Annotated in this window: 9 protein-coding genes; 1 reads left to right on the top strand and 8 read right to left on the bottom strand. The window is 43.4% G+C overall.

Annotated features, from left to right (window positions below; translation table 11 throughout):
- Nucleotides 1–225 precede the first annotated feature (225 nt).
- The 4 genes from leuD to leuA are packed head-to-tail and all read right to left on the bottom strand — an operon-like array spanning nt 226 to nt 4,942.
- Complete coding sequence (gene leuD, locus HMPREF9444_RS03170) at nt 226–837, bottom strand: 3-isopropylmalate dehydratase small subunit (protein WP_009142905.1); 612 nt, start codon at nt 835–837, stop codon at nt 226–228.
- A gap of 13 nt (nt 838–850) precedes the next feature.
- Nucleotides 851–2,254: a 3-isopropylmalate dehydratase large subunit gene (leuC, locus tag HMPREF9444_RS03165; RefSeq protein WP_009142904.1), complete on the bottom strand. Its 1,404-nt coding sequence runs from the start codon at nt 2,252–2,254 to the stop codon at nt 851–853.
- Between the two features lie 18 nt (nt 2,255–2,272).
- Nucleotides 2,273–3,370 (bottom strand): 3-isopropylmalate dehydrogenase, encoded by a 1,098-nt coding sequence (gene leuB / locus HMPREF9444_RS03160; RefSeq protein WP_009142903.1) that lies wholly within the window; start codon nt 3,368–3,370, stop codon nt 2,273–2,275.
- Between the two features lie 6 nt (nt 3,371–3,376).
- Nucleotides 3,377–4,942, bottom strand: a complete 1,566-nt coding sequence (leuA, locus tag HMPREF9444_RS03155) for a 2-isopropylmalate synthase (protein WP_009142902.1) — start codon at nt 4,940–4,942, stop codon at nt 3,377–3,379.
- A gap of 566 nt (nt 4,943–5,508) precedes the next feature.
- Between leuA and HMPREF9444_RS03150 the strand changes: the two genes are divergently transcribed.
- The gene (locus HMPREF9444_RS03150) at nt 5,509–7,560 is read left to right on the top strand and encodes a DEAD/DEAH box helicase (RefSeq protein ID WP_009142899.1); all 2,052 of its coding nucleotides are present in this window, start codon (nt 5,509–5,511) and stop codon (nt 7,558–7,560) included.
- A 187-nt stretch (nt 7,561–7,747) separates the two neighbouring features.
- On the opposite strand, the gene HMPREF9444_RS03145 is transcribed toward HMPREF9444_RS03150, so the two are convergent.
- From HMPREF9444_RS03145 to HMPREF9444_RS03130, 4 genes are all read right to left on the bottom strand, one after another.
- Complete coding sequence (locus tag HMPREF9444_RS03145) at nt 7,748–9,106, bottom strand: RsmB/NOP family class I SAM-dependent RNA methyltransferase (RefSeq protein WP_009142898.1); 1,359 nt, start codon at nt 9,104–9,106, stop codon at nt 7,748–7,750.
- The gene (locus HMPREF9444_RS03140; RefSeq protein WP_009142897.1) at nt 9,093–9,605 is read right to left on the bottom strand and encodes a DUF4357 domain-containing protein; all 513 of its coding nucleotides are present in this window, start codon (nt 9,603–9,605) and stop codon (nt 9,093–9,095) included. Before HMPREF9444_RS03140 ends, HMPREF9444_RS03145 begins: the two co-directional genes overlap by 14 nt.
- Nucleotides 9,606–9,766: 161 nt before the next feature.
- Entirely contained in the window at nt 9,767–10,981 is a 1,215-nt protein-coding gene (locus HMPREF9444_RS03135; RefSeq protein WP_009142895.1) for a pyridoxal phosphate-dependent aminotransferase, read from the bottom strand.
- Nucleotides 10,982–11,094: 113 nt separating this feature from the next.
- Entirely contained in the window at nt 11,095–12,054 is a 960-nt protein-coding gene (locus HMPREF9444_RS03130) for an amidohydrolase family protein (protein WP_009142894.1), read from the bottom strand.
- Nucleotides 12,055–12,104: the final 50 nt, after the last annotated feature.

Raw genomic sequence — 12,104 nt, 5'->3', positions numbered from 1 at the left:
CTTTACAATAAATTCCTTAAATAATAAATAGTTATATTAATAGACTGAAAAGCTTAAATTAAGGTCTAAAAATATTTTTTGTATATGAAATGCTTTTGTTATTAAGATTAAGACATGCTGTTAAGCATATAATGGATAAAACGTGGATTTAAGCTTAAAAACTAATTGTTTTTTAAAGATAAAAAAGCCGGATCAATGTCCGGCTGAAAGAATTAAACGCAAGATTTACTCTTTAACTTGTTCCCATGCAGGCATTTTTTCCTCAAAGGATTTGATGTCATTTTCATTTTGTAAGGTTAATGAAATGCTGTCTAATCCTTCAAGCAGACAGTGTCTGCGGAATGGGTCTAAATCAAATTTAAAGTGCAGAGGGCCGCAATCAACGGTCATGTCAACTAAAGAGATTTTGATTTTGCTGCCTGGATTTTTAGCAAGCTCTTTGAAGATCTCGTCAACTTCTTCAACAGTAAGCTTAACGGTCAATAAGCCGTTGCCTAAAGCATTATTGTTGAAAATCACGGCAAAGCTTGGAGCAATAACGGCTTTAATACCGTAGTCCATTAAAGCCCACGGAGCATGTTCGCGGGAAGATCCGTTGCCGAAATTATCGCGGGCTACCAAGATAGAAGCTCCTTTAAATTCGGGCTTATTGAGATTGAATTCAGGATTGGGCTGTGTCTCGGCATCGTCAAGATAGCGCCAGTCATGGAACAGATGTACGCCGAAACCTTTACGGCTTACTGCCAAAAGGAACTGCTTAGGGATAATCTGATCGGTATCAATATTTGCCGAATCAAGAGGTACGGCAACACCTTCATGAATTGTAAATTTTTCCATAGTATGCCTCCTCTTATTTTAAAAACTCACGAACATCTGTGATATGTCCGGTAAGTGCACAAGCAGCAGCGGTAGCCGGGCTCATTAAATGTGTGCGTGAGCCTTTACCCTGGCGACCGACAAAGTTGCGGTTTGAGGTGGAAGCTACGCGTTTGCCGGCAGGAGCTCTGTCATCATTCATAGCAAGGCACATGGAGCATCCCGGAAGACGCCATTCAAAACCTGCTTCTTTGAAAATCTTATCCAGACCTTCTTTTTCGGCCTGTGCCTTAACCCACATTGAACCGGGAACGGCCAAAGCTGTAACTCCGGGAGCGACTTTGCGTCCTTTGATAACTTCGGCAGCTGCGCGGAAATCTTCAATACGACCGTTGGTGCAGGAGCCGATAAATACGTAGTCAACTTTAGCATCGGTAAGTTTCTGACCGGGCTTTAAGTCGATATAGGCAAGAGCATCGGCGCATGATTTTTTAACTACAGGATCGGCAAAATCATCAGGTGACGGAACAGTACCGGTTACAGCGCATTCCTGCCCCGGATTGGTACCCCAGGTCACTTGCGGCTCTAAAGATGCGGCGTCAATAGTAACAACTTTGTCAAATACTGCATCGTCGTCTGATTTTAAGGTTTTCCAGTATTCTACCGCTTTATCAAAGTCCTCACCTTTTGGTGCATAGAGACGGCCTCTGATGTATTCAAAGGTGGTTTCATCAGGGGCGATCATGCCTGCGGTGGCGCCGAATTCAATTGCCATGTTGGACAAGGTCATACGTCCTTCCATAGAGAGACTGCGAACGGCTTCGCCGCAAAATTCAACGCAGTATCCGGTACCGCCTGCAGTAGTCAGTTTGCCGATGATGGCAAGAATTAAATCTTTAGCATAAACGCCTTTCTGCAATTTGCCGGTACACTCTATCTTCATTGTTTTAAGCCGGCCTTGCTTTAAGGTCTGAGTGGCCATTACATGTTCTACTTCTGAAGTTCCGATACCGAAAGCTAAAGCGCCGAAAGCACCGTGTGTCGCGGTATGGGAATCACCGCATACTAAAGTGGTTCCCGGAAGTGTGAAGCCTACCTGCGGACCTACAATATGGACAATACCTTGGTTGGGATGTCCGAGTCCGAACAGAGTAACGCCGAATTTATCTGCGTTTGCCATAAGAGTAGTGACCTGCTCTTTGGCCATCGGACTGCAGGCCTCAATTGAGGCTTCTTTAGTGGAAATATCATGGTCCATAGTAGCCAATGTAAGATCAGGACGTCTTAATTTACGGCCTGCAACCTCAAGACCTGAGAAAGCCTGCGGACTGGTTACTTCATGAACGAGGTGACGGTCAATATAAATAGTGGGCAGTTCGCCTTCCTTTTGAAAGACAATGTGGCTGTCGTAAACTTTTTGGTATAAAGTCTTACCCATTTTGCATGTACCTTATTGTTATTTAGTAAGTTGTGCAACTATGGCATCACCCATTTGTGAGGTCGAGCAGGCAGGTTTGGAGCTTGCTCCGCTCTCCATCAAATCGGATGTCAGGCTGCCGTTTGCAAGCGCAGCTTTTACCGCATCTTCAATTGCTGTTGCGGCATCATTTTCTTTTAAGCTGTAGCGCAGCATTAAGGCTGCGGACAGGATCTGAGCAATCGGGTTGGCAATTCCTTTTCCTGCAATATCCGGAGCACTGCCGCCTGCCGGCTCATACAGACCGAAACCGCCTTCGCCGAGACTTGCCGAAGGTAGCATTCCCATAGATCCGGTGATCATTGCGCACTCATCTGAGAGAATGTCGCCGAACATATTGGAACATAGGAGAACGTCAAATTGAGCCGGATTTTTAACGAGCTGCATGGTGGCGTTGTCAATATAGATGTGATTTAACTCAACATCAGGATAATCTTTAGCTACTTCGGTAACTACTTCGCGCCATAAGATAGAGCTTTGCAGAACGTTTGATTTATCGACAGAAGTTACTTTTTTGCGGCGCAGTCTTGCAGCTTCAAAAGCAACTTTAGCAATACGTTCGATTTCATAGCGATGATAAATTTCAGTATCAAATGCTTTCTCTTCAGGTCCGGAACCTTCGCGTCCTTTAGGCTGTCCGAAGTAAATACCGCCCGTCAATTCTCTTACGCACAGCATGTCAAAACCGCGCATGGAAATGTCGGCACGCAGCGGTGACAGAGCACCAAGTCCCGGATATATGCAGGCCGGGCGGAAATTGCAGAAGAGTTTAAAATGCTTGCGCAAAGGCAGCAAAGCACCGCGTTCGGGGCGCTGCTGGGGCGGGAGTTTATCCCATTTCGGACCGCCTACGGAGCCGAATAATATAGCGTCTGATTCTTCACAGGCCTTTAAAGTGTCATCCGGCAGCGGAGTGCCGCAGGCGTCAATGGCACAGCCGCCTGCAAGCTTGTGATTGAATTCAAAGTTAATGTCAAAACGCGGTGCAACGGCATTTAAAACTTTGACGGCTTCATTCATTATTTCAGGTCCGATGCCGTCGCCTGCCAATACTGCGATTTTGTAAGTTTTTGCCATTTTTAATTATTTCTCCTTGTTTTCAAGTTTTTCATCGGCAATGATGCGAGCGCGGTAAATACTGTTGCAGGCGTGAATCAAAGCTAAAGCGGATGATTCGATAACGTCGGTGGATAAGCCTTTACCGTGATACTGACGTCCTTGGTACATTACATCAACGTCAACCTGACCTTGTGCGTTCATACCAGATCCTTTGGCGGCAATTACGTAGTTGGTCAGTTCGCAGCGAATTCCGGTAAGTCTTGTAATGCAGTTGAATACTGCGTCGACAGGACCGTTGCCGGTACCGGATTCGGTACGAGTACGCTTACCGATTTTAAGCCTTACTGAGGCGGTAGGAATAACATTTTTTCCGCCTGAAATTACATTTAATGATTCAAGCTCGAATTGTGTTTCTTCCTCTTTATCAGGAGAGAAGAACAAAAGAGCTTCCAAGTCATAATCAAAGACTTGTCCTTTGCGATCGGCAAGTTTTAAGAAGCGGGCATATACGTCATCCAAATCGTAAGTGCTTTCATCATAACCCAAGCTTGCAAGACATGATTTAATCATGTGGCGGCCGGAGCGGGCAGTCATATGCAGGTTGTTCTCTTTAAAGCCGACGCTTTCAGGAGTAATGATTTCATAGGTAGAGCGGTTCTTTAACACTCCGTCCTGATGAATGCCAGAGCTGTGGGCAAACGCATTTGATCCGACAATTGCCTTATGCGGCGGAACCGGTTCATTGCAGACGCCAGCGACAACCTGAGATGCTCTTGCGATATTGGTGCTGACAATGCCGGTATAAAGTCCGCCCATATACTCGGAACGGGTTTTAATAGTCATTGCCACTTCTTCAAGTGAGCAGTTGCCGGCACGTTCACCCAAGCCGTTAACGGCAACTTCGATCTGCCTTGCTCCGTTTTGCAGAGCGGTTAAGCTGTTGGCGGTAGCCATGCCCAGATCGTTGTGGCAGTGAACGGAAATTACTGCTTTATCAATGTTCGGCACTCTATCAAACAAACTCTTGATGATATTGCCGAATTCATAAGGCAAGGTATAGCCGACGGTGTCGGGAATATTTACGGTAGTTGCACCGGCTTTAATCGCAGCTTCAACGGTACGGCACAAATGATCAATTGGGGTACGTCCGGCATCTTCGCATGAAAACTCAACGTCGTCGGTATATTTGCGGGCGCGGGTAACGGCACGTACTGCCATTTCAACTACGTCATCAAAGCTCTTTTTGAGCTTATCCTGAACGTGAATATCTGAAGTGGCGATAAAGGTATGAATACGATAGTGATCAAGTCCTTTCATTGCTTCATAGCAGGCATCAATATCTTTATCAACTGCACGGGACAAACCGCACACGGTAGCATTTTTCAGATTTTGTCCGATAAGTCTGACCGCTTCCATATCGCCGGGTGATGAAATAGGGAAACCGGCTTCAATTACGTCTACGCCTAATTGATCAAGGATCATGGCAATTTGCAGTTTCTGTTTAGGGGAAAGAGATGACTGCAAGGCCTGTTCGCCGTCACGCAATGTGGTATCGAAAATTATTACGCGCTTATCATCGTTAATAGCCATTTTATTTTCCTTTATAAATGCAAATGCCCAGAGGCGTTTGTGTTGGTTTTTTTAAGCTGATTTTTAGAGTTGTCGACTTTGCAAAAATCAGCCTTTTTGAAATTGTCGTTAATCGTAAAACTGCAAGAAAATGTTGTCAATCGCTTTTTACAAAAATCAATATATTAAATTAATAATTTATTGAATTTATTAATTTTATTTTTTCAAAATAAAATATTTTTGAATAATTTTAGTGCAAGTTTATTTTTGCAAAACAATATATTTTTGTAAAAAATAGTTTTTGTAAAAACATTAGATTTTGTAAAAGCCTTATAAGCGCTTTATAAAAAATGTTTTGCTCTTTTGAGTAAAGCGTGTAAAAAGTGTGAGAAGAATCAAGTTTTACATGTATAATATGTGCGTTTTTATGCGGTATCCGGGTGCGCAGGGGTTGCGGGCCGTTCCGAGAGTATCTTTTGGTAAGAGTTTTTTGCGCGAATTTAATCTGTATAAACGGATAAGTAGACAGATAGGGCGTAGGAAAGTTAGGTGTGGGGATGCCGCTTTATACTTTCTAGGAGAATTTAATGACTGAAATTGTCAATAATGATGAAATAAAAGAAGTTGAAAGCAGTGACAGCGTTGCTGTTTCCGTAGGAGCTGATGAAAGCTTGCTGCTGAAAGAAAATGAAGAACAAAATAATGAACAAGTCGATGTGGAAGAGGAAAAAGAGCCGGAGTTAATCTCTTTTGATTCTTTACAGTTAAGCCCTTTGGTTTTGCAGGCAATTAAAGATTTAGGCTTTGAAAGTCCGACCCCCATTCAGGAACGTGCCATTCCGGTAATGATGTCAGGTGATGACATGATAGGTCAGGCACAAACCGGTACCGGTAAGACTGCAGCTTTCGCTCTGCCGATCCTTTCAAAACTTGAGCCGGAAAACAAGAATATTTTTGCGTTGGTATTGGAACCTACTCGCGAGCTTGCCTTGCAGGTGGCTGAATCTTTCCAGGCCTTTGCTCGTCATATTGAAGATTTCCACGTCGTTCCTATCTACGGCGGAGCATCGTATGATAATCAAATAAGATCAATCCGTCACGGAGCACAGGTAGTCGTTGCAACACCGGGACGCCTTATCGATTTAATTGAGCGCGGTAAAATCGATTTATCAAGCGTTTCTTATATGGTCATCGATGAAGCGGACGAAATGCTGCGTATGGGATTTATCGATGATGTCGATTGGATTTTAAATCATACTCCGTCCGAGCGTCATACCGCACTGTTCTCTGCAACCATGCCTGAAGCTATTCGTCGTATTGCCCGCGATCATTTAAATGCTCCGGTTGAGGTTCGCATTGAATCAAAGACTACTACCGCAACTACCGTTCATCAGCGCTATTGGGTCGTTTCCGGTGTTCATAAGATTGACGCTATGACCCGTATTCTTGAAGTAGAGCCTTATGACGCTGTTTTGGTTTTCGTAAGAACTAAGACCGATGCTGAAGACGTTGCAAATAAATTGATGGCCCGCGGTATGGCTTGTGCCGCTTTGCACGGAGACATTCCGCAGCGTCAGCGCGAGAAGATCATTGAGCGCTTAAAGAACGGCTCTCTTGATATCATTATTGCAACTGATGTTGCAGCCCGCGGTTTGGATGTTGATCGCATTACCCATGTTTTCAACTACGATATTCCTTATGATGCCGAGTCCTATGTTCATCGTATCGGTCGTACCGGTCGCGCCGGCCGCCAGGGTGAGGCAATTTTGTTTGTTTCTCCGCGTGAACGCCGTGCTTTACGTCAGATTGAGCGCGTAACCCGTCAGCGCATTGAACCTATGCGTATGCCTACCGTTGCAGATGTCAATAAGCGTCGTCTGGAGAATTTCCGTAATCAGATCCTCGAGACGATTGAGGCCGGTGAGCTCGGTATGTATCTTGAAGTTGTTTCTGATATTCTTTCTGATGACTCCATTGAGCCTGAAATGCTGGCTGCAGCTCTTGCCAAGATGGCACAGCGCGGTAATGCTCTGTTGCTTGATGAAAACGGTCCTGAGCCTGAAATGCGTACTTTTGATGATCGTCATGACAGAAGAGAACGTCGTTTACCTTCAGCAGAGCCTGTACCTTTGCGTGATTTCCCGGATATGAAAATGGTGCGTTATCGTTTGGCAGTCGGTCATCGCGACGGTGTTAAACCAGGTCAGATTGTCGGAGCTATTGCTAACGAAGCGGATATGGACAGCAAATATATCGGCGAGATTTCAATTTTTGATTCATTCTCAACCGTTGATTTGCCTGAGGGTATGCCTGAAGAGACTAAGCGCGTATTGGCTGCTGCAAGAGTCTGCGGCCGCGCACTTGATTTAAGGGAGTATACCGCCGAGCCGCCGCGTCGTCGTCCGCCGCGTCACTTTGATGCTCCGCGCCGCGAAGATTTTGCAGATGAAGGCGAATATCGTCATGAGCCCGGTGATATTAACGGTAATAGCATTGATTATGATCCGCGCCGTTCCCGCCGTGATTTCCGTCCGCGTCGCAATGACTATGATCGCCGCTCTTCATTCAATCTTGACTTTAATCGTCCGCGCCGCAACGGCGGTATGCGCCGCAGCGGTTTCCGTCGCGACGGATTTTAAAATTGAATTGATTAAAGTAAGTAAAATTTGTTGAAATGATCCCGAATCTTGTAAATAAGGTTCGGGATTTTTTATAAAGAAAAACGGCAGGATGGTTGCCTGCCGTATTTTATTAATTGGTTCCGGAGAAAAGATTTAAACTTTTACCTCAATAACAAAGTGTAAATAAGGTGCTCTTTTGCAATAATTAAGCTTTTCTTATTATTTTTGCCATATAAAAGCCGTCAAAGCCCTCTGAAGGGTATAAAGTCTTATCTTCTAAAAGCTCGAAGGCTCCATTGCTATTTGCAATGAACTCTTTTACCTGCAGTTCATTTTCTGACGGTAAAATTGAGCAGGTAGAATAAACTACGATACCTCCCACTTTAACCATTTGTGAGTAGCGGCTTAAAATATCCTGTTGAATTTTTTTTAGTTCGATGATCCTCGGACGTAAATCTCGCCATTTGGAGTCAGGAGTACGGCGCAGTACGCCAAGACCAGAACATGGGGCATCAATGAGTACACGATCGGCATGATCGTATAGACGCTTTATAACTTTGGTTGAATCAATAACGCGGGTTTCAATGTTAAAGGCTCCGGCGCGACGCGAGCGCTTTTTAAGATCGTCAAGTTTCCAGCCTTCAGTATCTAAAGCAATAATTACGCCTTTATTTTCCATTATTGCGGCAAGCTGCAGGGTTTTACCGCCTGACCCGGCGCAGGCGTCGATTACGCGCATTCCCGGCTGAGCATCAAGAAAAGGCGGAATTAATTGAGATCCTGCATCTTGTTGTTCAAAAAGGCCTTCTTTAAATGCTGCAGTTCTAAATAATGCGGCATTTGAAGTAACTTCTAAAGCAGAATACACGCCTTTAACAGGACGGGTAACTACACCTTCTTCTGATAAAACATGACCTAAATTTTCGCGAGTTGTTTTTAACGCGTTAGCACGGATATAGCGGGACGGTTCTTTTGCCAAGGCCTTGCGTTCTTGTGGCCATTTATCGCTTAGCTCTTTTGTGCACAATTCATTTAGCCATACCGGACAGCCTTCGTTTAACAGCTCGTCTTCTTTAGCAATTTTTATGCGCTCTTTAAGTCCAGCTCTATCAAAACCTTCGGCATCAATATCAGGAAGAGGCCATTCTTGCTCGGCACAATATGCAAGAATTAACCAATTTATATGCCTTGATAAATCAGAAGGTCGTTTTAAACAGCAAACGATGGCGTAAAAAGATAAACGTCTGAACATGGCGTTTATCTGCTTAATTAAAAATCCTTGCTCAAGAGCTTGGATTTTAACTTTGGCAAACCAGTAGGCATAAGCTTTATCAAGAGGTTTTCCGTCAACTAAGACGGAGCTTAAAATGCTTTGGATAAGTCGAATTTGAAAAGGAGAAAAACCGAGACGTTTTACGGTCGTATCCTTAAACGGGCGATCATGCATGGTTTTTTTATCAGCATTTTTATTGAAAAAACGCTGACGAGGCTTACTTGTGTTCTTGCCGGCATTTGCTTTGCGGTTTATGCGCGGGCCTGATTTACTAAAATCACGCTTTTCCATTTTTTAATCCTTTTTTATTTTTACGGGCTACGGTTCCGAATCCTGAATGTTTTAATGAAAATCCTTCACGATTTATCCATACGTCAAGACCGTTTCTGACATTTCCCGCAACTACGGCAGCTGCACTGCTGGCACTTGAAAACTCAACATCTGAAGTAAACACAAAACAATTGTTTTCTTGATCAAGCTCAAGTTTGCCGCTATCTTTTAGCTGCTCTCTTAACTCGGTAACGTTAGCGGGTAAAGATTTCACGCAGATAAGCGCTGCTTTTGATCCTTTTAATATGACGAAGCTCGGTTTAAAACGGCGACCGCTAGGATATCCATGAGCGGTTATATGTTTTGCCGTCATGGTGTAAATTTCATGACCGGATAAAGAAGCGGTATTTTTTACCATACTCTTTAAGCCGACGAAAGCCTCATACGTATCAATCGGGATCACCGCATGAGTCTTTATGCCGTTACGGTCAAATAAAAAATAAATTTCTTTACTATTCATGACTTTTGTTATTGTTTTTAAAGCTCGGCAAGCTTAGCAGTCTTATTGGGGGAACACAAGCAAAATATCTTTTTATTTTGATATTTTATCAAAATGCCGCGACAAAAATCCGCAAGGTGAAAATAGATTGCGGGAAATAATTGCTTTCCCGCAGTTTTTTATTATTGGTGATAGTTTTTAAGGAAGCGCTCTAAGCGATCGCAGGCATCGTTAATGACTTCGACGGTAGGCAGAAAAACGATACGGAAATGATCGGGGGCCGGCCAATTAAAGCCGGTTCCCTGCACGATAAGCATTTTTTCTTGGCGCAGCAAATCAAGACAGAATTTTTGATCGTCTTTTATGTTGTAACGCTTGATATCAATTTTAGGGAACATATACAAAGCACCGTGAGGCTTAACTACAGAAATACCTTCAATGGCATTTAAGCGATTGTATAAAGCCTCTCTTTGACGATGCAATCTACCGCCCGGAACAATAAGCTCATTAATGCTTTGGTAGCCGCCTAAAGCAGTTTGAATAGCGTGCTGCAACGGAACATTTGCGCAAAGACGCATTGCCATCATCATCTTGATGCCGTCAACAAATCCTTTGGCACGGGCTTTGGGTCCTGTAATCATCATCCAGCCCTGTCTGAAGCCGCAGGCGCGGTAGACTTTTGATAAGCCGTTATAGGTAATAATGGTAACATCGTCGCATAAAGTACAAATACTGCGGTGAGCAACGTCGTCATAAAGAATTTTATCGTAAATCTCATCAGCCATGATGATTAGATCGTGACGACGGGCAATATCAATAAGTCCTTGCAAAAGCTCTGTACTGTATACCGCTCCGGTCGGATTGTTCGGATTGATGATCACGATTCCGCGGGTACGCGGAGTGATTTTCTTTTCAATATCTTGTAAATCAGGGAACCAGTTGGCCTGTTCGTCACACATATAATGTACCGCTTTTCCTCCGGCTAACGAAACTGCCGCAGTCCACAGCGGGTAATCAGGTGCGGGAACTAAGATTTCATCACCGTTATTAAGTAAAGCGGTCATGGTCATGGTAATGAGTTCGGAAACTCCGTTACCAATAAAAACGTCTTCAACGTCTACGTGCTTTAAACCTTTTTGCTGATAGTATTGAGCAATAGCTTTTCGGGCGGAAAAAATTCCGTTTGATTCACAATATCCTTGGCTTACCGGAATATTTCTTATAACGTCGCGAATAACTTCTTCAGGGGCTTCAAAGCCGAACGCTGCCATGTTGCCGATGTTAAGTTTCAGAATACGGACGCCTTCATCTTCCATGCGGCAAGCTTCTTGATGGATTTTTCCGCGGATGTCATAGCAAACATTGTCAAGCTTATGAGATTTTTCAATAAGTTTCATAATAAATCGGCTCTAAATTCAAAATGAGTGTCATCCATTGTAGCACTCAAAAAGAGTGTTGATTATCCTTTTTCTCAGAAAGCGTTGTGTAAAGATTACATGCAAAAGAATTTTTAGTGTATTGAAAATAATTCTTCGGCATTTTTGTACAAGATTAGCTCTTTGCAGGGACTTAAATCTTCTCTATCAAGCATTAAAAGAAGTTTATTTAAGTTATTTTTTATAAGTTCTGACGTGGTAAAAGAGAAATCGGCGCCATACATGATTTTGTCTGGTGCGGTAACGGTTAAAAGCCAATCTAAAAGATGAGGAGCCGGATTTCCCGACAAGTCAAAATACAGCTTAGCCACGCTTTGTCTGATATCGATATCCTGCATCAGCCCTTTAGGGATTAGAATTTTTGAAAGTCCTGTAAAGCGATCGTATATATTAGGAAGAAACGAACCGCAGTGAGGAACAATCCAGGAAATTTTCGGATAGCGCAGAATTACTCCGTTGCTTATTAAGTTTAAGACTGCACGAGTGGTATCGGCTAAAAATTCGTACAAAGGAACTGGACCTGAGGAGAAAATTCCTTCTTTAATCGGATCGGGACGGTGCGGGTGGATATTGCAGACGGAGGTTCTTTGATTAAGTTCTGCCATTAAAGGGTCAAGTTCTTTTGCACCTAAATATAATCCTCTGCTGTTGCTGGCAAATTTGATGCCGTCGGCTTTTAAAACATCAAGCGCGTAAATTGCCTCATTAATTGCAGCTGCAATGTTGGGTAGCGGCAGGCATGCCTGGAATTTAAAACGTTTGGGATATTTTGCTTTAACTTCAGCCATGCTTTCGTTTAAATGACGGCACATTTTTACCGATTCGTCATTAAAACCCGCAAAATACGGCTGCGGCGAGGATACTGAAAGTAAAGTCCATTCGATATTGCATTCATCCATAAGTGCAAGATGGTCTTGGGCATTCCATTGGGGCAAGGGAAAACCGTCTTCTAAAGATGCTCCGTGGCGAGCAATCAGATTTAAATACTCTTTGGTTGTGAAGTGAGAATGTACATCGATAATTTTGCTGATCATTATTTAATCCTTATGTTGTTTTTATCAAAAAAGATCAGCGGCTAAAACCC

It is taken from the genome of Succinatimonas hippei YIT 12066, from assembly GCF_000188195.1.
In the GTDB taxonomy this organism is placed as follows: Bacteria; Pseudomonadota; Gammaproteobacteria; order Enterobacterales; family Succinivibrionaceae; genus Succinatimonas; species Succinatimonas hippei.
The sequence above is the reverse complement of the archived record's forward strand: the minus strand, read 5'-3'. Positions and strand labels throughout refer to the sequence as shown.